We start from the raw sequence: 22,854 nt of genomic DNA on the forward strand, positions 1-22,854 counted from the left end.
TTTGTAGCAACTTTTGAAGGATTCTGACCATCGCTACTGCATTTCGCGACCGCCGCCACCGCGAGGAACGCCAACACCGCCTGAACCGGGAAATCATGGCCCCGGAAGTCCGCCTTGTAGGCCCGGAAAACGAGCCATTGGGTGTTATGAGTCTCTCCGAGGCCTTGCGCCTTGCCGGTGAGGCTGACGTGGATCTGGTAGAGGTCGTCGCCGCGGCCAATCCGCCAGTGTGCCGCCTGATCGAGTACGGCAAGTTCAAGTACCACGAGCAGAAGAAGGCGGCCGAGGCGAAGTCGAAGCAGAAGGTCATCGAGGTCAAGGAAATCAAGTTCCGGCCCGGTACCGACGATGGCGACTACAACATCAAGATGCGCAACATCAAGCGCTTTCTTGAAGAGGGCGACAAATGCAAGATCACGCTGCGCTTCCGTGGCCGCGAGATCACGCACCAGGAGCTCGGTCTGGCTTTGCTGCAGCGTATTCGCGATGAACTGGCTGACCTGATCGTCGTGGAGCAGTTTCCCAAGCTCGAAGGCCGGCAGATGATCATGATGATCGCTCCGGGCCGCAAGAAGCCGGGTGGCGGTGGTGCCGCCAAGCCCGCGTCGACGGAAACGTCGTCGGCGCCCGCGGCAGCCTGAAAAGGCTGGTCGGGCGAGAGAGATAGTCAGCAGGGTTTTAAAGAATTTCGCCGTTGCCGGCGCTTCGCAAGAAGGGCAGGCAGGGGCGAGATAAAGAAGTGTCTCGGGGCCAACAAGTCCGTGGAGTATCCGCGGCGCCTCACGAGCACAAACTAAAGGAGCATTTACATGCCCAAAATGAAGACCAAGAGCAGCGCGAAAAAACGTTTCCGCGTTCGTCCCGGTGGCACCGTCAAGCGCGGTCAAGCCTTCAAGCGTCACATCTTGACGAAGAAGACCACCAAGAACAAGCGTCACCTCCGTGGTGCAGTCGCAGTGCATGAAACCAACATGGTTTCTGTCGCCGCCATGCTGCCCGGCCGTGGCATTTAACTCAGACGAACAAGGAGTACACACATGCCTCGCGTCAAACGTGGTGTAACGGCTCGCGCCCGCCACAAGAAAGTTCTCGCACTCGCCAAGGGTTTCCGTGGTCGCCGCGGTAATGTCTTCCGCATCGCCAAACAGGCGGTAATGAAGGCTGGGCAATATGCCTACCGTGACCGCCGCAACAAGAAGCGCGTGTTCCGTCAACTGTGGATCGCGCGTATCAACGCCGCCTCGCGTGAACTGGGCCTGACCTACAGCCAGTTTGCAAACGGCATCCGCAAGGCCGGAATCGAGATCGACCGCAAGATGCTTGCGGACATCGCAGTGCACGACAAGGCCGCTTTTGCCGGCATCGTGGAGCAGGTCAAGGCCAAGCTGGCTGCTTGATCCTGTAAAGCAAGGGCGGCTGTCTTCGTGGCAGTCTCCTGCGCCCACGACACAAGGGCTGGCGCTTGAAAAGGCTCCAGCTCTTTTTTTATTTCCCCGCCTATTTTCTGTTGCTATGAACGAGTTGGACTCCCTGGTAGCCACCGCACGCGCCGCCTTCGCCGAAGCGAAAACGCCCGCCGAGCTCGAGAACGCCAAGGCGCAGTTCCTCGGCAAGTCGGGCCGCATCACCGAGCTGATGAAGGGCATGGCCGCGCTCAGCGTCGACGAGAAGAAGTCGCGCGGCGCCGCAATCAACGTGGCCAAGCAGGCCATCGAGTCCTCGCTGACCGAACGCCGCCAGCAGCTGGCCGACGAAGAGCTTTCGCTGCAATTGCGCGCTGAGGCCCTCGACGTGAGCCTGCCCGGCAGCCGTCGCATTCCGGGTGGCCTGCACCCCGTGAGCCGCACCCTGGAGCGCATCGAAGAGATCTTCTCCAGCATGGGCTTCGACGTGGCCGACGGCCCCGAGATCGAGAGCGACTGGCACAGCTTCACCTCGCTCAACAACCCGCCGAACCATCCTGCGCGTTCGATGCAGGACACCTTTTATGTCGATCTGAACGGCGACGACGGCATTCCGTACAACCTGCGTCCGCACACCAGCCCGATGCAGGTGCGCTATGCGCATCAGCACATCAAGAAATACGCGGCCGAGTTTGCCGCCGCGGCAGCCGACACCACCGGTGCCGTCAAGGCGCCCGAGATCCGCGTGATTGCGCCCGGCCGCACCTACCGCGTTGACAGCGACGCCACCCACTCGCCCATGTTCCACCAGTGCGAAGGCCTGTGGCTCGGCGAGAACGTGAGCTTCAAGGACCTGAAGGTCGTCTTCACCGACTTCTGCCGCACCTTCTTCGAGAGCGACGACCTCGTGCTGCGCTTTCGCCCGAGCTTTTTTCCTTTTACCGAGCCCAGCGCCGAAATCGACATCCAGTTTGCGAGCGGCCCGCTGGCCGGCCGCTGGCTCGAGGTTGCGGGTTCGGGCCAGGTGCACCCGAACGTGGTGCGCAACATGGGCCTCGACCCCGAGCGCTACATCGGCTTTGCCTTTGGCATGGGGCCCGACCGGCTCACGATGCTGCGCTACGGCGTGAACGACTTGCGGCTGTTCTTCGACGGCGACTTGCGCTTTCTCTCGCAGTTCCAGTAAGCACCCACCCATAGAAAACCGAATACGAGATCGAAGAGATGCAATTCCCGGAATCCTGGCTGCGCGAGTTCTGCAACCCGCCCCTCGGCAGCGCCGAGCTGGCCGAAACGCTCACCATGGGCGGCTTCGAGGTCGAAGAGCGCCGCCCCGTGGCGCCGCCCTTCAGCCGCATCGTGGTTGGCGAGATCAAGGAAGCCGTGCAGCACCCCAACGCCGATCGCCTGCGCGTGTGCCAGGTAGACGCGGGGCAGGGCGCCTTGCTCAACATCGTGTGCGGCGCGCCCAATGCGCGCGTTGGCATCAAAGTGCCCTGCGCGCTGGTTGGCGCCGAACTCCCGCCGGGTGAAGACGGCAAGCCCTTTCTCATCAAGCTCGGCAAGCTGCGCGGCGTCGAGAGCCAGGGCATGCTGTGCTCGGCCCGCGAGCTGCAGCTGAGCGAAGACCACGGCGGCCTGCTCGAGCTCGACGCCGACGCGCCCATTGGCGCCGACGTGCGCGACGTGCTCAAGCTCGACGACGCGCTGCTCACGCTCAAGCTCACGCCCAACCTCGCGCACGGCCTGAGCGTGTACGGCATTGCACGCGAACTCGCGGCGCTCACCGGCGCACCGCTCAAGACGCCCGCCATTGCGCCGGTTGCAACATCGTTTGCCGACGTGCTGCCGGTGAAGGTGGAGGCGCCTGAACTCTGCGGCCGTTTTTCGGGCCGCATTGTGCGCGGCGTGAACACCAAGGTGAGCACGCCGGCCTGGATGGTCGAGCGCCTCGCGCGCTGCGGCCAGCGCAGCGTGACGCCGCTGGTCGACATTTCGAACTACGTCATGTTCGAGTACGGCCAGCCCAGCCACATCTTCGACCTCGACAAGATCCACGGCGGCCTGACCGTGCGCTGGGGCAAGGCGGGCGAGCAGCTCAAGCTGCTGAACGGCAACACCATCAGCGTCGACGACAAGGTCGGCGTGATTGCCGACGATCAGGCCGTCGAGTCGCTCGCCGGCATCATGGGCGGCGACGCCACCTCGGTGTCCGACGACACGCGCAACATCTACGTCGAGGCCGCGTTCTGGTGGCCCGAAGCCGTTCAGGGCCGCTCGCGCCGCTTCAACTTCACGACCGATGCCGGGCATCGCTACGAGCGCGGCGTCGATCCGAGCCGCTCGGTGGAAATCATCGAGCGCATCACGCAACTCATCATCGAGATCTGCGGCGGCCAGGCCGGCGCCATGGACGACAAGATCTTGAACGTGCCCGAGGCCATGCCCGTCACGCTGCGCGTGGCGCGTGCCGCGCGCGTCATCGGCATGCCGCTCTCGCAGGCGCAATGCGCCGACGCACTGCGCCGCCTGGGTTTTGCGCTTGGCGAAGGCGAGGGCACATTGACCGTCACGCCCCCGCCGCACCGCTTCGACCTGCTCATCGAAGAAGACCTCATCGAAGAAGTGGCGCGCCTGATCGGCTTCAACAACCTGCCGACCACCGCGCCGCTGGCGCCCATTACCGCCCGCGTGCGGCCCGAGGCCCAGCGCAGTCGCTTCGCGGTGCGCCGCAGCCTGGCGGCGCTCGGCTACCAGGAAACCATCAACTTCAGTTTTGTGGAAGCGCACTGGGAGCAAGACCTGGCCGGCAACGCCAACCCCGTCAAGCTGCTGAACCCCATCGCCAGCCAGATGAGCGTGATGCGCTCGTCGCTGATCGGCTCGCTGCTGCAGGTGCTCAAGTTCAACCTCGACCGCAAGGCCCCGCGCGTGCGCGTGTTCGAAGTGGGCCGCGTATTCTTGCGCGACGACAGCGTGGCCACCACCGACAGCACCGTGCGCGGCGTTCACCAGCCCATGCGCGTGGCCGGCCTTGCCTTGGGCGATGCCGAAGAAGCGCGCTGGGACGGCAAGCCGCACCGCGTCGACTTTTACGACGCCAAGGGCGACGTCGAAGCGCTGCTCGCACCCCTGGTGCCCAGCTTCGAGGCGGCCGAGCATCCGGCCCTGCACCCCGGCCGCTCCGCCCGCGTGCTGATCGACGGCAAGGCCATCGGCTTTGTCGGCGAGCTGCATCCGCGCTGGCGCCAGAAGTGGGACTTTGCCCTGGCCCCCGTGGTTTTTGAACTCGACCTCGACGCCGTGACCGCGCGCCCCGTGCCCGTGGCCCAGCCGGTGCCCAAGCACCAGGCCGTCGAGCGAGACATTGCCGTGGTCGTGGCCGAATCCGTCACGCACAATGCGTTGATGCAGGCCATTCAATCGGCGGCCGCGGCGCAAGGGCTGCTGCGCGACGCCACGCTGTTCGACATCTATCGCCCGCAACCTGCGCGCGACGGCACGGCGCCCGCATCGGGCGGCCTGGCGCAAGGGGAGAAGAGCATGGCGGTTCGCCTGAGCTTCCAGGACGACAACGCCACGCTGACCGACGAGCAGGTGGAACCTGCCGTGCGCGCCATCGTCGAACAACTGAGCGCCAGACTCGGCGCGCGCTTGAGAGGGTGATGAGAATGAACGCCGCGGAATTCACGCTCGAAGCCCTCGAAACGCCCGCACTCACCAAGGCGCACCTGGCCGACCTGCTTTTTGAGCAGATCGGCCTCAACAAGCGCGAATCCAAGGACATGGTCGAGGCTTTCTTCGACCTCATTGCCAACAGCCTGATCGAAGGCACCGACGTCAAGATTTCTGGCTTTGGCAACTTCCAGATCCGCGTGAAGGCACCCCGGCCGGGCCGCAATCCGCGCACCGGCGAAGCCATTCCCATCGGCGAGCGGCGCGTGGCCACCTTTCACGCCAGCGCCAAGCTGAAGGAACAAATTCACGGAAGCATCGAGCCCAGCGGCACTTCCGAGGTCGAGTGGAGCCTGGGCGCCGAATAAGTGCTTGGTGCTGCGCGGGTGCGTAGAGTAATCTCTAAGGTTTCCTGCGCACGGTCTTGATTTCAATGGAAATAATGGAGAAAGCGCTCCCGCCCATTCCCGTCAAACGCTACTTCACCATCGGTGAGGTTGGCGAGCTGTGTGGCGTCAAGCCGCACGTGCTGCGCTATTGGGAGCAGGAGTTCACGCAACTGCGCCCCATGAAGCGGCGCGGCAACCGGCGCTACTACCAGCACCACGAGGTGCTCATGATTCGCCGCATCCGCGATCTGCTCTACGACCAGGGCTTTACCATCAGCGGCGCGCGCAACAAGCTGCAAGAACTCGTGCAAGGCGAGCGCGAGCGCCGCAAGGCCGGCATCGTTCCGCTGGAGGGCATGGAAGCCGTCGAAATCGACCAGGAAGAGTTCGATGCGGCCATGCACCAGGACGAAGACACCCACCACAGCCCCGAGCCCCAGCAAGCCACGGCCCGCACCGTCGATCCGTCGCAGCTGGTGCACCTGCGGCGCGAGCTTTTTGAAATTCGTGAGCTGCTTACCGTCGGACGGTGATTTCAGCCGGCTATAATTGAGAGCTTCGGTGTGTGGCGCAGCCTGGTAGCGCACTTGCATGGGGTGCAAGGGGTCGAAGGTTCGAATCCTTTCACACCGACCAATATCGTCAGATAGAAAAACGGGTCAGAGCCACAAGCTCTGACCCGTTTTTTTTTGCTGCGCGACAGCTTCAGTCGTCAGACCGCGCGACGAAGAGCAGGCACATGCTCAGAACGCCGAGCAACGTGCCGGCCACAAATATTCCGATGTCGAGTGCGAGGGTGTACATAGGTTTTCAACAACAGGTGCTCTCCCGATACTTTCTAAGTATTGAAGCTTGTTCACCTGACCCACTCCTGATTAGCGGATTAGAGGCATCAGCCCAAAGATAAGTTGTCCGGAAAACGATAGATATTGGGACACGGTTTCGCCCAGCGGCCCAGCCCGCAACAAGGCATAACCGAAAGCATGCATGGAGGCCCGTCTGGCAGGCACCAAATGCGGCCGACCCCACGCACCAAAACGTGACGTCCATCACACTTACGCCAACTCATGGGTAGCAAACTGTAATTTTCGCTATTTATGTCTAAAAAGGTGATTTCCGTCTCTTTTTACGAATCGCTACGTCTGGGGTCAAAAGTTAAACTATGTGAACAAGAGGAGGCATCGAGCGACAGGTAGTCCTCTGTCGCCTCTGTCGGGCTTTCACCCGGAGTGAAACAACACAGAGGTTTGCTTTGAGACGTCAAGTCAACACGGCGGCGTGCTCCGCTGCCCTATTTGTGGGTACCCTAGGTACCCTGTTGCTCCAAGGCTGCACCATCGTGCCCGGCATGGGCACCGTGGAGCCGTATCAGAGCGCCGAGGATCTGCCGCCCAAGTTCCAGTACCTGCCCGACGCAGCGCCTGAGGACCGGATCACCCCCATCACGCCGGCCCTTGTACGCACGTTCGCCAAGATGACGCCCAAGAGCGTGCCGTCGGAAGTGCAGGCGCTCTTCGGCAAGTCGCAGCGCTACACCATCGGCCCCGGAGACGTGGTGGGCGTCATCGTGTATGACCACCCCGAACTGCTGCCCAATGCTGGTGCAGTCATCTCGCAGCAGTCCGACCCCACGGGCGTGAGCGTGGCACCGGGCTTCATCGTCGACTCGTCGGGCGAAATCGCCTTTCCGTATGTGGGCCGCGTCAGGGTTGCGGGGCTCACCGAGGCCGAAGCCGGCGAGCTCATCTCCAAGCTGATCGTCACCCAGGTGCGCGAGCCCCAAGTGACGGTGCGCATTCAGTCGTTCAGAAGCCGCCGCGCCTATGTAGAAGGCGAAGTGCGCGCACCGGGCTCGCAGGTCTTCACCGACTTGCCCATGACGCTGAACGAGGCCATCAACCGGGCCGGCGGCATCACCGCAAACGGAAACTTTGCGGCCGTGACCCTGGTTCGTGATGGCAAGTCCGTCGACATCAACCTGACGCGCCTGCGCGAAGCCGGCCGCGACGGCAACGACATTCCCTTGAGGAGCGGCGACACCATTCGCGTAGGCCACCGCGAAGACGCCAAGGTGTATGTGATGGGCGAAATCTTGCGCCCATCGGCGCTCACGGTGCGCAGCAACGGCCGCCTCAACCTGAACGAAGCGCTGGGCGAAGCCGGCGGGCCGATTCTCACCACGTCCAACCCCGGCCAGATCTACGTGATTCGCCAGGGGGCCACCGGCTTACCAGCCATCTTTCATCTGGACGCCAAGAACCCCGCCGCAATGGTGCTGGCCAGGCAGTTCGGCCTGGAGGCGCAAGACGTGGTCTACATCGACCCGGTTCCGCTTGTGAAGTGGAACCGCGTGATCAGTTTGATTCTGCCGGCTGCACAGATTGTGAATCTGGGTAGTGAATCGGCGGATCGGTTTCGCTGATAGCGCCGATTGGAGGTGATCGTGTCTCCTCTGCACATTGGACGTTTGTTAGGCCTTCAATTTTTTATCTGGGCGCTTGTGTGTGCCGATCTGTGTTCAGAAACTTGTCGGCCCTTCCTGGTAATTCAAAAATGAATATAAAAATTGCGGTTGCGGGAACCGGATACGTCGGAATATCCAATGCCATTTTGCTGGCTCAGCACAATGAAGTCGTGGCACTTGATATTGTGCGGTCGAAAGTCGAGATGCTTAATGACAAGTGCTCACCTATTGATGATGCGGATGTCAAGACTTATCTTGCAACCAAACGACTGAATCTACGCGCTACCACAGATAAGGAACAGGCGTATGTCGGCGCAGAGTTCGTTTTAGTCGCAACACCAACGAACTACGATCCCGCTACGAATTTTTTTAATACCGAATCGGTTGAGACGGTTATTCGAGATGTGATTGCAATAAATCCGAACGCGACTGTGGTGATTAAGTCGACTGTCCCGGTCGGATACACAGCAAGTTTGCGGGAAAAACTCGGATTTAACAATTTGATATTTTCCCCCGAGTTTCTACGAGAGGGAAAATCTTTGCATGACAACCTGTTTCCCAGCCGAATCGTGGTCGGTGGGAAATCTGAAGCGGCAAAACGGTTTGCCGAGCTTTTACTGCAAGGTGCGATTAAGGGTGATGTACCGGTGCTTTTTACTGAGAGCTCAGAGGCGGAGGCGATCAAACTATTCGCGAATACGTACTTGGCCATGAGGGTCGCATACTTTAATGAGCTCGACACGTATGCCGTCACCCACCAGCTCGACTCTCGAGAAATTATTAGCGGAGTGTGTCTGGATCCGCGAATCGGGCTTCACTATAACAACCCTAGCTTCGGGTACGGGGGATACTGTTTGCCAAAAGACACCAAGCAACTTTTGGCCAACTACCAAGATATCCCTCAAACGCTAATAAGCGCCATCGTCACGGCCAATACTGTGCGGCAAGAATTCATTGCCGAAGATATTCTTCGCTTGCGCCCGAGATCAGTTGGAGTTCATCGACTCATTATGAAGTCCGGCAGCGACAACTTTAGAGAAAGCAGCGTACAAGGAATAATTAGCCGACTTCAGGCGAAAGGTATACCCATTTCGATTTACGAGCCGGTGCTGCAGCAGAGCGAATATTTAGGCATTCCTGTAATCCGTGATTTAGGGGATTTTAAGGAACGCTCAGATCTGATCTTGGCCAACCGCCGCGTTCCAGAACTCGCTGACGTTTCCGATCGACTTTACACTCGAGATGTATTCGGGAATGACTAAATACCAATACGCGCAGGTCGATCGCAATATAAAAATAAGGTTGCGCCCACAGGAAAACTGCTCCCTTTGTCGTGGCTCGCCGGTGTAATCAGGTGAAATCCGCTTCTTTACAAATAATAGTAGGGCAAGCTTTTTGGGCGTTAGCCCAAGCGCTCATTGTTCTGCTACTTGCGCGACAAGCTGGTGGCGTGGAACTTATCGGCACATTTACGCTGGCTTTGGCAATTTTCACCCCTTTGTGCTTAGTGGGGGGCTTAAATCTGAGGAATGTGATAGCGATTGACGAAGACAAAAACATTAACATAGTCGCAGCGTTGGTTCTCCGCACTATCGTAGTCATTTTGGCACTCGCCATAACCATCCTCGTTTTGCAGTTCACGGGACACTTGGACCTCCACTGGCCGATAGTAGTCGTTCTCATGGGGACGCGTGCTTTAGATCATGTAAGCGATGTAGCCGCTGGTTTTTATCAAAACAACAATCGGCTTGGGAAAATAGGCGTCTCCTTTTTCGCCAGAGGCACCGCAAATTTTTTCCCGATGATTATTATTTGGAATCTCGGAGGAGGGTTGGGTCTAGCAGTAGGAGCCGCTTTTGTGGTAACACTAATGGCTGTGGTAATTTTTGATTTGTTGTCGATTAAAAAGATAGCGGAAGCCTCCAAAAAGAAGAATGATTTCACACTGCGCCTTCTTTTTAGAACGCTGGTTCCCTCATGGTCTGCGTCACTATTTCCATTTTTTGACAGTTTGCATGCGAACAGCTTGCGCTACGCAATAGTTTTTTTGTTCTCAAGTTCTGTGCTGGGATTAGTCGGGATTGCTCAAACTCTCTTTGCACCAATCCAGTTATTGATTAGCGCATTGGGATACGCATATCTGCCAAAAATGCGAGCCTTGGTTAAGGCTGGAGAGCGCGATAAAATAATTTCGTTTGTCAGGATAGGGAGCTTGCGGGGGTTGCTTCCTACGATTGCGTTTCTATTGTTTTCTTTGATTGTTCCGGATTCCCTACTCCGCATTTTATTTGGAGATATTGATCTCAAGGGGCTTCGAGATGCTTTATATATGGTTTCGGTGGCCATGCTGTTCTTTGGGGTAACTGGTTATTTGGCGCAGTCTGTGCTGGCAATTAAGCAGGAGCGATACTACTTGTTGTCGCCGCTGATTGGCTCAATGTCATTTCTTGCTCTAATTGTTCTGTTCCATGGTTTTGAATCCAAGTTTGAATTGATTTACATTGGAATCATTTTTTCCGCGAGCTTTTTTTCAAGAATAGTCTGCAACTTGATTGGGCTAAATTCTAAGCTCGGGAGTCCGGCATGAGTTACACGGGTGGAAAGGTATTGTTTCCTTTTAGAGTGACCAGAAAAATCGCTGCATACTTTTCTGGAATGGTGAATTCATTCTTATATCGGATGGCTTGTAAATCAGTCGGAAGAGGAAGTCGGTTTCGAGGTGGCGCATTTATAGCTGAACCAAAGGCGGTTGAGATCGGGGAAGGCTGTTTTATCGGTCGTGGTTTAACGGCATCCTCCGAGATCGCAGGAAAACATTTGAAAATCGGCGATGGCGTACAAATAAACTCAGACGTAAAGTTGGATCACACGGGTGGATTGTCTATAGGAAATAAGACGCTTATTTCTGAGCAGGTAATAATATATAGCCATGACCACGGCCTAGATCCGCGCTCATCGCCTATTCCAATGCAAAAAGTAATAGGGCGTGGAGTTTGGATTGGCGCTCGCGCAGTAGTTATGCCCGGCTGCAGAGTAATTGGAGACCACGCAATAATCGGGGCTGGTGCAATAGTGACGCGCGATGTACCCGAGAACGCCATTGTTGCGGGCAATCCGGCAAAGATTATAAGAATCAAAATAGACTAGTATGCTGGCCCTTTTGATTCTTTTGCTAATCTTTATTCATCTTTTGCCTTGGTTGAATTCAAGGCGAGATGGCGTTGGCAAAAATCCTGCAAAACTGATATCTATTATCAGCGGCATTATGTCAATTCCATATCTCTGCATCATTGCATGGGATGGGGAAAAATCGGCTGTTAAGTCAATCTTGAAAAGCGGTGACTTTGAGCATCTCTTGACCGTATTTATTGTCTATTACTGCGCTGGAATGCTCTGTCTGTTTGCGGGCATTTCTCTCGGTGCAAGAATTAAATTGCCCATCCTCAATGTCTTTTCCCTCCACAAGCCCGTGGGAACGAGGTTTTATCGAAGGTTCTCGCATTTCTTCTTGGTGGTGGTTCTTCTGCTTTCCGCCTTGAAGATGCAACAGGTTGGCGGTCTACTGGGATTTTGGGCCGATATTGGCATGCGAGCCCAGAATTTATCGGGGACGGGAATTCTGGATGTCTTTATTTTGCCTTCGAGTTATTTGGCAATTTTCTTCGCACTCTATGCACGATCAATCGATGGTCGTCCAAGTCGATATTGGATAGTTTTTCTGGTGGTGGCGATGTTCGTGGCTTTATCGCTGTTTGGCGGGCGCAAAAATTCCATAATGCTTGTAATTTTCTCGTTGCTTGCGGCCAGTGTATTCAATTTGCGCTTCAAGTTGATTTCCCTGAAGGCTTTGATTGCGTATGCTTTTCTTGGAATATTTTTTGTCGCAATATTGATATTTCGGCTAGGCAGCCAAATCGACTCCGCCAGCGGTTCATTTGATTTGTTGGACGCAATTCAAAATACAAGTTATGTCGATACCTACCTATTCATCATTGATTATTTTTCTGACCGGCCGTTTTGGTACGGGGCCGGCTTCGGAGATCTAGCGATCAGGCTATTGAGCTCGGGAGATCCTAGCCTCCTTCCGCCCATTGATGATGGCGTCTATATCAGATCGCTTGTGGAAGGGTGGAGCGTTAAGCCGCCTATGCCTTTTAATGAGTTATATCCCAGTTCTTGGCCGCCGGAGACTTTCGGTTCTGGGTATGTCAATTTCGGATTTATCGGCGTCGTTTTTTTCTTTTTCCTCAAGGGGCTCATTTCCGGGATGCTTTTTCGATGGGCTCGAGCGCGAGCCTTCGCTCCTATCCCCCTATTTTTGATGATTTACTTTTCCGCGAACTTCCATCTTTCGAACCTAAGAATAGTGCAAACCGGATTTTTGTTCGCCGTTACTTTCATCGTCGTGATGTTCTTAAGAATTTCGACCAGTACACGCAAAGTTAGGATGGCTAGCTAGTATGCGACCAGTCGTTTTGATTTTTATTGCCCACTATCTTCCCGGCTTTAAAATGGGCGGGCCTCTCCGAAGCATTTCAAATTTAATCGATCACCTGTCCACAGAATTTGATTTTTATGTTTTCACGAGTGATCGCGATTTAGGTGATCTCCGTCCTTATTCCGACGTGGTTGTGGATCGCTGGACGCGAGTTGGCAGTGCGATGGTGTACTACGCATCACCCAAGATGAAAACGCTGTCTGGGATTGCGAAGGTCTTAAAGCGAACTCCGCATGATTTGCTATATCTAAATAGCTTTTTCTCGTTTAAGCATTCAATGCTGCCGGTACTGACTTTGCGGCACGTCCGACGATCATCAGTGCCGGTGGTCCTTGCTCCGCGTGGGGAGTTTTCGCGTGGAGCACTGGCGCTCAAAGCGTGGAAAAAGAGGCCGTACACCGCCGCTGCAAAGATGAGCGGCCTATTGCGAGGACTGACTTGGCAAGCCTCGACCGAGTACGAAGCTGAGGACATTCGAGCCGTCGTTGGACCTGCAACACAAATCACAATCGCGCGAAACTTGGCTACCCGATTGTCTCCGGTTCCTCCTGACCATTCCGTCCGTCCCCACGGATTTCCTCTTCGCATAATTTTCCTATCTCGGATATCACCAAAGAAAAATCTAGACTTCGCTCTAAAAGTTCTAGCTCGAGTCAGGGCTCCTGTGAAATTTCGGATTTATGGGCCACCCGAAGATCTTGCGTATCTGAATGAATGCAAGGTTTTGGAAGAAGCGTTACCCGCTCATATTTCCGTTGAATGGCACGATGCCGTCGCGCCTGAAAGTGTGTCTACGATCATAGCCGAGCATGATCTTTTCTTTTTTCCGACTAAAGGTGAAAACTTCGGCCACGTAATCGCGGAGGCACTCGGTGCCGGAACGCCGGTCCTGATCTCGGATACAACGCCTTGGCGGAATTTAGGGGTGGAAGGCGTTGGGAACGATTTTCCCCTCACGAACACCGAAGCCTTTGTGTCGCGGATCGAAGAAATTGCCGAACTAATGCCGCAGGAGATGCTAAGTCTTCGCGCTCGCGCCGCCAAATACGCGCGGGAGTTGCAGGCCAACGATGAGAGTGTTGACTCCCATCGGAACCTCTTTTTCGGGTCATTGGCTGGTCAAAAAGTTTATTGATTTATTGGTCGTTTAAGGCGAGGCTGGCATCTCCGCCGATTCATAACGTGAAGTTGATTTGCTTGAGTTTGCGCTTGAGGATTGAACATGTTTAAAGAAAAGATTCTTTTAATTACTGGCGGAACAGGGTCGTTTGGAGGCGCAGTTCTTCATCGTTTCCTGGAGAGCGATATTGCAGAAATTCGGGTATTCAGTCGTGACGAAAAGAAGCAGGACGACATGCGGAAGAGGTTCAATAGTCCCAAACTGAAATTTTATCTCGGTGACGTACGCGACATTCGCAGCGTCAATCACGCAATGCGAGGAGTTGATTTTGTTTTTCACGCCGCCGCGCTAAAACAGGTTCCCTCTTGCGAATTCCACCCAATGCAAGCAGTTCGCACCAACGTCCTCGGCACCGAGAATGTCTTGGAAGCAGCAACTGCCGCCGATGTCAAACGCGTCGTGTGCCTGAGCACGGACAAGGCCGTCTATCCCATCAACGCGATGGGCATCAGTAAAGCCATGATGGAAAAAGTCATGGTCGCCGCTAGCCGAAATCTGGAGAGCACAAACACCGTTATTTGTGGCACCCGCTACGGCAATGTCATGGCCTCCCGCGGCTCCGTCATTCCGCTGTTCGTGGAGCAGGTTCTGGCGGGCAAGCCCATCACTGTGACGGACCCGACTATGACTCGTTTCATGATGACCCTGGAGGACGCGGTCGAACTGGTTCTGCATGCCTTCAAGCATGGCGACAACGGCGACATCTTTGTGCAGAAGGCTCCGGCGGCTACGGTGCGGGTGTTAACGCAGGCCATCTTAGAGGTAATGCGCAAGCCGGATCATGAAGTGCGTGAGATCGGCACCCGCCATGGCGAAAAGCTCTATGAAGCGCTGTTGAGCCGCGAAGAAATGGCGTGCGCCGAAGACCAAGGCGATTACTACCGTGTGCCGCCTGATGGGCGCGACCTGAATTACGCCAAGTACGTGGAAAAGGGCGAGCAGCGCATTACCCGGAGCACGCACGGCGAAGACTACAACTCGCACAACACCACCCAACTGGATGTGGACGGCATGAAGACTCTGCTGCTCAAGCTCGACTTCATGCGACGCATTGCGCGCGGTGAGCCCGCCCTGGCGCAGGAATAAGGGCATGAAGGTATTGATTACCGGCGCCCGCGGCTTCGTGGGCAAGAACCTGCAGTTGCACCTGGCCGAGCGCAAAGACGTGCAAGTGGTCTACTTCACCCGCGCCGACAGCGTGGAGCAACTGCCCACGCTGCTGCAGGGGGTGGACTTCGTGTTCCACCTGGCGGGCGTCAATCGCCCTCAAGACCCGGAAGAGTTTGCTAGAGGCAATGCAGAACTCACACGGAGCTTGTGCCATGCCGTCTGCGCCGTGGCCGAATCCACCGGCAAGAAGGTGCCCGTCGTCTACACCTCGTCCACCCAGGCAGGCTTCGACAGCCCTTACGGCCGCAGCAAGCGCGGAGCGGAAGAGACGCTGCAGGCCGCCGCCCGCAGTCACGGCATTCCGGTGCATATCTTTCGGCTGCCCAACGTGTTTGGCAAATGGTGCCGTCCCAACTACAACTCGGCTGTGGCAACGTTCTGCCACAACATTGCGCGCGACTTGCCCATTCAGATCAATGACCCGGCTGCGCCCGTCACGCTGGTGTACGTCGATGATGTCGTCGAACGTTTTGTACAACTGATGGATGGAGCCAATGCGGCGGTAGACGCGGATGGCTTCGCGACTGTCGCCCCGCAGTACACCACCACGGTCGGCGAACTGGCTCGGCAGATCAAGTCGTTCAGAGACAGCCGCAGCACGCTCATGACCGATCGCGTGGGAACTGGACTGGTGCGGGCGCTTTATTCCACCTATGTGAGCTACCTGCCGGTCGAGTCGTTTGCCTATTCCGTTCCGCAATACGGGGACGCGCGCGGCGTGTTCGTCGAAATGCTCAAGACGCCTGATGCCGGGCAGTTCTCGTACTTCACGGCGCACCCCGGAATCACGCGAGGCGGCCACTACCACCACAGCAAGACCGAAAAGTTTCTGGTCATCAAAGGGCACGCGCGCTTCAAGTTCCGGCACATGCAAACCGGCGAAGCATATGAACTGACCACTGCGGGCCAAAAGCCTGAAATTGTCGAAACCGTGCCAGGCTGGACACACGACATCACCAACATCGGCACCGACGAAATGGTCGTCATGCTCTGGGCGAACGAGGTGTTCGACCGCGCACGGCCAGACACTTTTGCATGCCCGTTAGACCCCTTCGACTTCTGATCTTTTCCATGAAAAAACTCAAAGTCATGACCGTGGTCGGCACCCGGCCCGAAATCATCCGCCTCTCGCGCGTGCTCGCTCGGCTGGACGAGCATTGCGACCACGTGCTGGTGCATACCGGCCAGAACTACGACTACGAACTCAACCAGGTTTTCTTCGACGACCTGGGCGTGCGTAAGCCCGACCATTTCTTGAACAGTGCGGCCAACGCCACCAGCGCGGCGCACACCATTGGCAACCTCATCATTGCTGTGGACCAGGTGTTGGGCGAAGTGCAACCAGAGGCCATGCTGGTGCTGGGCGACACCAATAGCTGCCTTTCGGTGATTCCGGCCAAGCGCCGCAAGATTCCAATCTTTCACATGGAGGCGGGCAACCGATGCTTCGATCAGCGGGTGCCTGAAGAAACCAATCGCCGTATCGTGGACCACACGGCTGATGTCAACCTGACCTACAGCACCATTGCGCGCGACTATCTCTTGCGCGAGGGGCTGCCACCTGATCTGGTCATCAAAACCGGCAGTCCGATGTTTGAGGTGCTCACGCACTACCGTCCTCGCATTGAGGCGTCCGATGTGCTGCAGCGCCTGGGCCTGCAAGCTGCGCAGTACTTCGTGGTCAGCGCCCATCGTGAAGAAAACATCGAGTCGCCGCAGTCCTTCGGCAAGCTGGTGGCGGTGCTGAATGCCGTGGCCGAAGACCACGGCCTACCCGTCATCGTTTCAACGCACCCGCGCACGCAAAAGCGCATTGATGCGACAGGCGCGCGCTTTCATCCGGAGGTGCGTCTGTTAAAGCCACTGGGTTTTCACGACTACGTGAAACTGCAGGTCTCGGCGCGCGCCACGCTGTCCGACAGCGGCACCATCAATGAAGAGTCGTCGATCCTCAACTTTCCGGCACTCAACCTGCGCGAGGCGCATGAGCGGCCCGAGGGAATGGAAGAAGCCGCCGTGATGATGGTCGGCCTGGAGGTGGAACGTGTGCGCCAGGGGCTGGCCATTCTGGACACACAGCCGCGTGGAGAAGCGCGTGGCCTGCGCCAGGTGGCGGACTACAGCATGCCCAACGTGTCCGACAAGGTGCTGCGCATCGTTCACAGCTACACCGACTACGTGAATCGCGTGGTGTGGAAGAAGTACTGAAGTCACTATGCGCTTGCTCGTCGTCTCTCAGTACTTTTGGCCGGAAAACTTCAGGATCAATGATCTTGTCGCCGAGTTCGTGCGGCGTGGTCACCAAGTCACGGTGCTGACTGGCGTGCCCAACTACCCCGATGGCAAAGTCTTCCCTGCGTACCGCAATGATCCCGAGATGTTTGCGCGCTACGAAGGAGCGGAGGTTGTCCGGGTGCCCATGTCTGCACGTGGAAAGGGCGGGGTTCGGTTGATGCTGAACTTTGCGACCTTCGCAATCAGTGCCTCCGTGCTTGGGCTGTGGAAGCTGCGAGGACGCGACTTTGACGCGATTCTTGCCTATGAGCCATCGCCCATCACGGTCGGCGTGCCCGCGGTTGCATTGCGAGCGGTTAAACGAGCACCGCTGGCTTTCTGGGTTCTTGACCTTTGGCCCGAAACGTTGGAAGCCATCGGCGTGGTTCGTTCGCGTCTCATCCTCCGTGCAGTGGGGCGGCTTGTGTCGTTCATCTACAAGCGTTGCGACCTGATCCTGGCGCAGTCGAAAAGCTTTGTGCCCCAAATCAAGAAATACGCGGGCAACAGCGGCCGAATCGAGTACTTCCCCAGTTGGGCGGAGATGCTGTTCGATGTGGATCAAGCGGTTGCTGCGCCTGAGGTGGAGGTCCAACCGGAGAGCTTCAATGTGATGTTCGCAGGAAACATCGGTGATGCTCAAGATTTCCCGGCGATCCTCGCGGCGGCAGAAATTCTCAAGGCACACCGGAACATCCGTTGGTTGATCGTCGGTGATGGCCGAATGGCGCAATGGGTGACCGATGAAATCCAGCGTCGCGGTTTACAAGAGTGCGTCCACATCCTCGGACGGCATCCAGTGGAACGAATGTCCTCGTTCTTCAAGCATGCAGACGCATTGCTGGTCAGCTTGAAGAACGAGCCGATTTTTTCTATGACCATACCGGGCAAGCTGCAGTCCTACTTGGCCGCCGGCATTCCCGTTCTCGCCATGCTGAATGGCGAAGGTGCCGACGTGGTGAGAAATGCCGCGGCTGGTTTGACTTGCAACGCGGGGGATCACAAGGAGCTTGCCAAGGCTGTTCTGGACCTCTCAAAAAAATCAGCTGAAGAACGCAAGGCAATGGGCGCGAATGGCCTTGCGTTGAGCGCCAGCGAATTCGAGCGTGGCTCGCTGATCAATCGCTTGGAAGGATGGCTTCAGTCGCTGTCCTTTCCCGCCTCGGCCACAAAGAAGCAAAGCGAGGCAACATGATCTTGGTAACAGGAGCGACTGGCTTTGTAGGCACTGCGCTGATTGAGCGGCTGCTCGCTGATGGCCTGTCTGTCCGCGCGGCTATTCGCCGTGAATCCGCGCTCGAGGATTCCAATGTCGAAGCCACGTTGGTTGGCGACCTCAGTGCGGAAACTGACTGGCGAAAGGCTGTCGCAAACGTTGACGCTGTGATCCACACTGCCGCCCGCGTCCATGTGATGTCGGATCGTGCTAGTGATCCACTGACGGAATATCGGCGCACCAATCTTCACGGAACGTTGCGACTGGCGCGGCAAGCGGCAGAGGCTGGGGTGCGACGCTTTGTCTTCGTAAGCTCCATTAAAGCCAATGGAGAGGCCACGCGGATTGGAAGTGCGTTTTCAGCGGACGGGGCCACAGCTCCGATGGATCCGTACGGCATCTCTAAACTGGAAGCGGAGCAGGCCTTGCGAGAGCTGGCAAAGCAGACCGGAATGGAAGTGGCGATAGTTCGCCCGCCTCTTGTGTACGGCCCCGGCGTCAAGGCGAACTTCCGCACAATGATGAGCATCGTCGCGCGACGAATTCCGTTGCCGCTCGGGGGCGTCACCGGCAATCGCAGAAGCATGGTGTCGCTCGACAATTTGGTGGACCTGTTGTTTGCTTGCGTGCATCACCCTGCAGCGGGCAATCAGACTTTTATGGTCTCGGACGGCGAAGACCTTTCCACCGCACAGCTGCTGAAACGTCTAGGGCAAGCCATGGGAAAGCCTACGCACCTGCTCCCTGTTCCGGCGAGCTGGCTGGAGCGAGGTGCTTCGATGCTGGGTCGAGCCCATGTCGCACAACGACTCTGTGGCTCGTTGCAAGTCGACATTTCAAAGACGAAAGACTTGCTGGGATGGACCCCCCCCATTACCGTTGACGAGGGTTTGAAAAGGGCTGCAGAAGGGTATTTGCGTGAAGCGTCTGTTTGATTTGTTCTTGGCCTTGTGCGCCGGGGCGGTGTTGCTGCTCCTGGTCGCGGTGGTCGCGCTGGCGGTACGTTTGACTTCGCGCGGCCCGGCTCTCTATTGGTCTGACCGCGTCGGCAGCAACAACCGAATCTTCAGGATGCCCAAATTTCGCAGCATGCGGGTCGGCACGCCCGCGGTCGCCACTCACTTGCTGTCTGACCCTGCGGTGTACCTGACGCCGATCGGTTCCTTCTTGCGCAGGAGCAGTCTCGATGAATTGCCACAACTGTGGAGCATCTTGGTCGGCGACATGAGTTTTGTTGGACCTCGCCCCGCGCTTTTTAATCAGCAGGATCTGATCGATCTGCGAACGCGGCATGGTGTTCATGTATTGGTGCCGGGACTGACGGGCTGGGCGCAGGTCAACGGGCGCGATGAGTTGCCCATCCCTGCCAAGGTCCAGCTCGATATTCAATATCTTCAGCGTCGCTCGTTCTGGTTCGATATCCGCATCCTGTGGCTCACCTTCGTCAAGGTGCTGAGGCGCGAAGGTGTGACGCACTGAATATGGGACAGCAATGATAAAAAAACGCTTGCTGATCATTGGTGCCGGTGGTCATGGCCGTTCCGTAGCTGAGGCCGCATTGCTACGACAGGACTATGAATTGACGGCGTTCCTGGACGATGCGGCCAAGCCCCAGCAACATCTGTGGGACTGTCCGGTCTGGGGCACAACGGAGATGCTGGCAGACTGCCGCGGCCGAATCGATGTGGTGATAGCGGCAATCGGCAATAACGCATTGCGTGAGGCGTTGCACCAGCAGGTGCAGGCGCAGGGTATGGCGCTTGCGACGGTCATACATCCGGCGGCGATGGTGTCGCCCACGGCGACCATAGGCGAGGGAAGTGCAATCATGGCCGGCGCTATCTTGGGAACCGGGGCTCAACTTGGTGAGGGCGTGATCGTCAACTGTGGCGCCGTGGTTGATCATGACTGCGTGGTGGAGGCTTTTGCCCACCTGGGCGGCAACGCCAGTATGGCCGGTGGGTCGGTCCTCGGTCGAGGCGCGTGGATGCAAACGGGTACTTCGTTGGGCCATGGCGCCGGCTTGCCAGCGGAAGCGGTCCTGCGCGTGGGCGAGACGTTCATCGATCAGAAAACTAGACATGGCATCTTGGCCTTCTCCCACGGAGCGACAGAATGAGCAAGCTTCCTATTGTTCGCAAGAACTTTTGGCGCTATTGCTTCTGGATCTGCGCCAGCGCGATTCTGGTGATGTCACTTGCGCCACCCTCGATTCCTATGCCGACGACCGGCTGGGACAAAGCCAACCATGCTTTGGGTTTTGCCGTGCTGGGCCTGCTGGGCCAATGGGCTTGGCCGGGGCGCACGGCCATCGTGTTGACTGCGTTGCTGGCCTACGGCGGGCTCATCGAACTGCTGCAATCGTTCACGCCCGATCGCGTTGCCGAGGCTATCGATTTGATGGCCGATTGGGTGGGGCTGCTGTTGGGCGCTGGCTTGGCGTTTTTGCTGGAGCGTCTGCGCCCCACAGGGCAGGGGGCGCAATGACGGATTCACAGCATTGCTGGCTTGAAAAGAATTTCTCAGGAGACTTCTCATGATCGATCGTCTGGCTCAGCCTGTGTTGGCGCTGCCGCGCCCCGTAAAGCGGGTGTTGGCCTTGTCGGTGGACGCCGGCCTGTGTGTGCTGTGCGTGTGGCTGGCGCTCAGCCTGCGTTACGAGCGGTGGATTGAACTGACGGGTGTGCATTGGCTGGCGGTAGCCGGTGCGGTCATGTTGGCGCTGCCGCTGTTCGTGGTCTCGGGCCTGTACCGTGCAATCTTTCGCTATGCCGGCAGCGCGGCGTTGATGGCTGTCGTGCGCGCCTGCTCCCTGTTCAGCGTGGGCTATGTCCTGATATTCACCGCGTTCGGCGTGGAAGGCGTTCCGCGCACAGTGGGCCTGCTGGTGCCTGCGCTGCTGCTGTTCACGGTGGGCGCTTCGCGCCTGTTTGCGCGCTATTGGTTAGGCGGCCTTTACTCTCAGGTGTTGCGCGGCAAGGCGCTGCCGCAGGTGGTGATCTACGGCGCCGGCAAGGCCGGCCGTCAGTTGGCCGCAGCGCTCGCCCACAGCCCGGAGATGGTGGTGCGGGGCTTCGTCGACGATGGCGTGCAGCTGCAGGGCAGCACGCTCAATGGGTTGCCCATTCACCCGCCGTCCTGGCTCAAGGCCCAGGCTGCCGCCGAGGGCATAACCGACGTGCTGCTGGCGCTGCCGTCGGTCTCGCAAGGCCGCAGGGCGCAAATTTTGAACGAACTCTTGTCGCTGCGCCTGCACGTGCGCACGCTCCCTGGCATGGCCGATCTGGCGCAGGGCCGGGTGCAGGTCAAGGATCTGATGGAAGTCGACATCGAAGACCTGCTGGGCCGCGACCCGGTGGCACCGGTCGAGCATCTGCTGCATCGCCACGTGCGTGGCAAGGTGGTGCTGGTCACCGGTGCGGGTGGTTCCATTGGCAGCGAGTTGTGCCGCCAGATTGCGCAGTTGAGGCCCTCGGCGCTGCTGCTGGTCGAATGGAGCGAATATGCGCTCTATGCCATTCACCGCGAGCTGGAGCAACAAGCACCTGCGCTCAGCGTGGTGCCGCTGCTGGCATCGGTGAGCGATGCCGTGCGCATGCGCCAGATCATGAGCGTGTGGCGGCCCAATACGGTCTACCACGCCGCGGCCTATAAGCATGTGCCGCTTGTGGAGCACAACCCCGTAGAAGGCCTCATCAACAACACGTTGGGCACGCTCACAACGGCATTGGCGGCGCGGGACAACGGCGTCAGCCAGTTTGTGCTGGTCAGCACCGACAAGGCGGTGCGGCCGACCAACATCATGGGCGCAAGCAAGCGTCTGGCCGAGATGACGCTGCAGGGCCTGGCCCAGCAAAAGCCACGCACCTGCTTTTCAATGGTGCGCTTCGGCAATGTGCTGGGCTCCAGCGGCTCGGTGGTGCCGCTGTTTCGCCAGCAGATCGAAGCGGGCGGACCGATCACGCTCACGCACGAAGACATCACGCGCTATTTCATGACCATTCCAGAGGCGGCCCAACTGGTGATCCAGGCCGGCGCCATGGCCGAGGGCGGTGATGTGTTTGTGCTGGAGATGGGCGCGCCGGTGCGCATCATCGACCTGGCGCGCCGCTTGGTGGAACTGTCGGGGCGCACGGTGTGCGACGCACGGAACCCGGAAGGTGATATCGAGCTGCTGATCACCGGCCTGCGTCCCGGCGAAAAGCTGTATGAAGAACTGCTGATTGGCGACAACGCCATGCCCACCGCGCATCCGCGCGTGATGAAGGCGCATGAAGCATGCCCGCCGTGGGCAGAGCTGGCGACACAGATCGATGAGCTTCGCACGCTGCTCGCGCTCAACGATGTGCCTGCAATCAAGCGAAAACTGCAGCTGCTTCTGGGCGGCTACCTGCCGCATGCGGAAGTGGTCGACTGGGTGCACCTGGAGCGTGAACGCCAGAGTGCGGCGCTGCCGGCGCCGGTAACAAATGCACCCAATACCTCGGCGCCAGTTGCTGCTGTCTCGCCTTCGGCGCTCGCTGCAATCTGAACTGATCTGTTAGTGGAAAGCCGGGGAATTCCCCGGCACCATCCTGACTGGCTC

The 22,854-nt window shown here is 57.8% G+C and carries 21 protein-coding genes, 1 tRNA gene and 1 pseudogene; all 23 read left to right on the plus strand.

The window, feature by feature from the left end; all coding sequences use genetic code 11:
- Positions 1-20 precede the first annotated feature (20 nt).
- The 23 genes and pseudogenes from infC (at position 21) to ACJ7Z0_RS25395 (ending at position 22,800) form a co-directional block, all read left to right on the plus strand.
- Positions 21-641, plus strand: coding sequence for a translation initiation factor IF-3 (gene infC / locus ACJ7Z0_RS25285; protein WP_307574750.1), 621 nt, complete (start codon positions 21-23; stop codon positions 639-641).
- A gap of 168 nt (positions 642-809) precedes the next feature.
- Positions 810-1,013 (plus strand): 50S ribosomal protein L35, encoded by a 204-nt coding sequence (gene rpmI, locus ACJ7Z0_RS25290; protein ID WP_007832497.1) that lies wholly within the window; start codon positions 810-812, stop codon positions 1,011-1,013.
- A 24-nt stretch (positions 1,014-1,037) separates the two neighbouring features.
- Positions 1,038-1,397, plus strand: coding sequence for a 50S ribosomal protein L20 (gene rplT / locus ACJ7Z0_RS25295; RefSeq protein WP_055804712.1), 360 nt, complete (start codon positions 1,038-1,040; stop codon positions 1,395-1,397).
- Positions 1,398-1,512: 115 nt separating this feature from the next.
- On the plus strand, positions 1,513-2,589 hold the full coding sequence (gene pheS / locus ACJ7Z0_RS25300) for a phenylalanine--tRNA ligase subunit alpha (protein WP_431122751.1): 1,077 nt from the start codon (positions 1,513-1,515) through the stop codon (positions 2,587-2,589).
- 38 nt (positions 2,590-2,627) lie between these two features.
- Positions 2,628-5,069, plus strand: a complete 2,442-nt coding sequence (pheT, locus tag ACJ7Z0_RS25305; protein ID WP_434792026.1) for a phenylalanine--tRNA ligase subunit beta — start codon at positions 2,628-2,630, stop codon at positions 5,067-5,069.
- A gap of 5 nt (positions 5,070-5,074) precedes the next feature.
- Entirely contained in the window at positions 5,075-5,446 is a 372-nt protein-coding gene (locus ACJ7Z0_RS25310; protein WP_055804702.1) for an integration host factor subunit alpha, read from the plus strand.
- Between the two features lie 74 nt (positions 5,447-5,520).
- The gene (locus ACJ7Z0_RS25315) at positions 5,521-6,000 is read left to right on the plus strand and encodes a MerR family transcriptional regulator (RefSeq protein ID WP_434792027.1); all 480 of its coding nucleotides are present in this window, start codon (positions 5,521-5,523) and stop codon (positions 5,998-6,000) included.
- Positions 6,001-6,026: 26 nt separating this feature from the next.
- A tRNA-Pro gene (locus ACJ7Z0_RS25320) sits at positions 6,027-6,103 on the plus strand.
- A gap of 712 nt (positions 6,104-6,815) precedes the next feature.
- Positions 6,816-7,889: a polysaccharide biosynthesis/export family protein gene (locus ACJ7Z0_RS25325; RefSeq protein WP_434792723.1), complete on the plus strand. Its 1,074-nt coding sequence runs from the start codon at positions 6,816-6,818 to the stop codon at positions 7,887-7,889.
- 137 nt (positions 7,890-8,026) lie between these two features.
- Entirely contained in the window at positions 8,027-9,193 is a 1,167-nt protein-coding gene (locus ACJ7Z0_RS25330) for a nucleotide sugar dehydrogenase (protein ID WP_434792724.1), read from the plus strand.
- A 92-nt stretch (positions 9,194-9,285) separates the two neighbouring features.
- The gene (locus tag ACJ7Z0_RS25335; protein ID WP_434792028.1) at positions 9,286-10,518 is read left to right on the plus strand and encodes a lipopolysaccharide biosynthesis protein; all 1,233 of its coding nucleotides are present in this window, start codon (positions 9,286-9,288) and stop codon (positions 10,516-10,518) included.
- 389 nt (positions 10,519-10,907) lie between these two features.
- Positions 10,908-11,075 (plus strand): annotated as a pseudogene (locus tag ACJ7Z0_RS25340) (LbetaH domain-containing protein); the annotation flags it as partial.
- 4 nt (positions 11,076-11,079) lie between these two features.
- Positions 11,080-12,390, plus strand: a complete 1,311-nt coding sequence (locus ACJ7Z0_RS25345; RefSeq protein WP_434792029.1) for an oligosaccharide repeat unit polymerase — start codon at positions 11,080-11,082, stop codon at positions 12,388-12,390.
- Position 12,391: 1 nt separating this feature from the next.
- Entirely contained in the window at positions 12,392-13,564 is a 1,173-nt protein-coding gene (locus ACJ7Z0_RS25350; RefSeq protein ID WP_434792030.1) for a glycosyltransferase family 4 protein, read from the plus strand.
- Between the two features lie 87 nt (positions 13,565-13,651).
- Positions 13,652-14,695: a polysaccharide biosynthesis protein gene (locus tag ACJ7Z0_RS25355; RefSeq protein WP_434792031.1), complete on the plus strand. Its 1,044-nt coding sequence runs from the start codon at positions 13,652-13,654 to the stop codon at positions 14,693-14,695.
- A 4-nt stretch (positions 14,696-14,699) separates the two neighbouring features.
- Positions 14,700-15,842 (plus strand): UDP-2-acetamido-2,6-beta-L-arabino-hexul-4-ose reductase, encoded by a 1,143-nt coding sequence (gene wbjC / locus ACJ7Z0_RS25360; protein WP_434792725.1) that lies wholly within the window; start codon positions 14,700-14,702, stop codon positions 15,840-15,842.
- Between the two features lie 8 nt (positions 15,843-15,850).
- A complete protein-coding gene (wecB, locus tag ACJ7Z0_RS25365) occupies positions 15,851-16,987 on the plus strand; it encodes a non-hydrolyzing UDP-N-acetylglucosamine 2-epimerase (protein WP_434792032.1) in 1,137 nt (378 codons plus the stop codon).
- Positions 16,988-16,994: 7 nt separating this feature from the next.
- Complete coding sequence (locus ACJ7Z0_RS25370; protein ID WP_434792033.1) at positions 16,995-18,248, plus strand: glycosyltransferase family 4 protein; 1,254 nt, start codon at positions 16,995-16,997, stop codon at positions 18,246-18,248.
- Complete coding sequence (locus ACJ7Z0_RS25375; RefSeq protein ID WP_434792034.1) at positions 18,245-19,204, plus strand: UDP-glucose 4-epimerase family protein; 960 nt, start codon at positions 18,245-18,247, stop codon at positions 19,202-19,204. The genes ACJ7Z0_RS25370 and ACJ7Z0_RS25375 overlap by 4 nt, the downstream gene beginning before the upstream one ends.
- On the plus strand, positions 19,188-19,748 hold the full coding sequence (locus tag ACJ7Z0_RS25380) for a sugar transferase (RefSeq protein ID WP_434792035.1): 561 nt from the start codon (positions 19,188-19,190) through the stop codon (positions 19,746-19,748). Before ACJ7Z0_RS25375 ends, ACJ7Z0_RS25380 begins: the two co-directional genes overlap by 17 nt.
- A gap of 13 nt (positions 19,749-19,761) precedes the next feature.
- On the plus strand, positions 19,762-20,388 hold the full coding sequence (locus ACJ7Z0_RS25385) for an acetyltransferase (protein WP_434792036.1): 627 nt from the start codon (positions 19,762-19,764) through the stop codon (positions 20,386-20,388).
- A complete protein-coding gene (locus ACJ7Z0_RS25390) occupies positions 20,385-20,756 on the plus strand; it encodes a VanZ family protein (RefSeq protein ID WP_434792037.1) in 372 nt (123 codons plus the stop codon). Before ACJ7Z0_RS25385 ends, ACJ7Z0_RS25390 begins: the two co-directional genes overlap by 4 nt.
- A 49-nt stretch (positions 20,757-20,805) precedes the next feature.
- The gene (locus tag ACJ7Z0_RS25395) at positions 20,806-22,800 is read left to right on the plus strand and encodes a polysaccharide biosynthesis protein (protein WP_434792038.1); all 1,995 of its coding nucleotides are present in this window, start codon (positions 20,806-20,808) and stop codon (positions 22,798-22,800) included.
- Positions 22,801-22,854 lie beyond the last annotated feature (54 nt).

The organism is Variovorax palleresanus, assembly GCF_051144945.1.
GTDB lineage: Bacteria > Pseudomonadota > Gammaproteobacteria > Burkholderiales > Burkholderiaceae_C > Variovorax > Variovorax paradoxus_S.

What these genes read in the sequence shown, in the direction of transcription:
- rpmI (WP_007832497.1), top strand. Translation starts at nt 810, where the DNA reads ATGCCCAAAATGAAGACCAAGAGCAGCGCGAAAAAACGTTTCCGCGTT.
- rplT (WP_055804712.1), top strand. Translation starts at nt 1,038, where the DNA reads ATGCCTCGCGTCAAACGTGGTGTAACGGCTCGCGCCCGCCACAAGAAA.
- pheS (WP_431122751.1), top strand. Translation starts at nt 1,513, where the DNA reads ATGAACGAGTTGGACTCCCTGGTAGCCACCGCACGCGCCGCCTTCGCC.
- pheT (WP_434792026.1), top strand. Translation starts at nt 2,628, where the DNA reads ATGCAATTCCCGGAATCCTGGCTGCGCGAGTTCTGCAACCCGCCCCTC.
- ACJ7Z0_RS25310 (WP_055804702.1), top strand. Translation starts at nt 5,075, where the DNA reads ATGAACGCCGCGGAATTCACGCTCGAAGCCCTCGAAACGCCCGCACTC.
- ACJ7Z0_RS25315 (WP_434792027.1), top strand. Translation starts at nt 5,521, where the DNA reads ATGGAGAAAGCGCTCCCGCCCATTCCCGTCAAACGCTACTTCACCATC.
- ACJ7Z0_RS25325 (WP_434792723.1), top strand. Translation starts at nt 6,816, where the DNA reads ATGGGCACCGTGGAGCCGTATCAGAGCGCCGAGGATCTGCCGCCCAAG.
- ACJ7Z0_RS25345 (WP_434792029.1), top strand. Translation starts at nt 11,080, where the DNA reads ATGCTGGCCCTTTTGATTCTTTTGCTAATCTTTATTCATCTTTTGCCT.
- ACJ7Z0_RS25350 (WP_434792030.1), top strand. Translation starts at nt 12,392, where the DNA reads ATGCGACCAGTCGTTTTGATTTTTATTGCCCACTATCTTCCCGGCTTT.
- ACJ7Z0_RS25355 (WP_434792031.1), top strand. Translation starts at nt 13,652, where the DNA reads ATGTTTAAAGAAAAGATTCTTTTAATTACTGGCGGAACAGGGTCGTTT.
- wbjC (WP_434792725.1), top strand. Translation starts at nt 14,700, where the DNA reads ATGAAGGTATTGATTACCGGCGCCCGCGGCTTCGTGGGCAAGAACCTG.
- wecB (WP_434792032.1), top strand. Translation starts at nt 15,851, where the DNA reads ATGAAAAAACTCAAAGTCATGACCGTGGTCGGCACCCGGCCCGAAATC.
- ACJ7Z0_RS25370 (WP_434792033.1), top strand. Translation starts at nt 16,995, where the DNA reads ATGCGCTTGCTCGTCGTCTCTCAGTACTTTTGGCCGGAAAACTTCAGG.
- ACJ7Z0_RS25375 (WP_434792034.1), top strand. Translation starts at nt 18,245, where the DNA reads ATGATCTTGGTAACAGGAGCGACTGGCTTTGTAGGCACTGCGCTGATT.
- ACJ7Z0_RS25385 (WP_434792036.1), top strand. Translation starts at nt 19,762, where the DNA reads ATGATAAAAAAACGCTTGCTGATCATTGGTGCCGGTGGTCATGGCCGT.
- ACJ7Z0_RS25390 (WP_434792037.1), top strand. Translation starts at nt 20,385, where the DNA reads ATGAGCAAGCTTCCTATTGTTCGCAAGAACTTTTGGCGCTATTGCTTC.
- ACJ7Z0_RS25395 (WP_434792038.1), top strand. Translation starts at nt 20,806, where the DNA reads ATGATCGATCGTCTGGCTCAGCCTGTGTTGGCGCTGCCGCGCCCCGTA.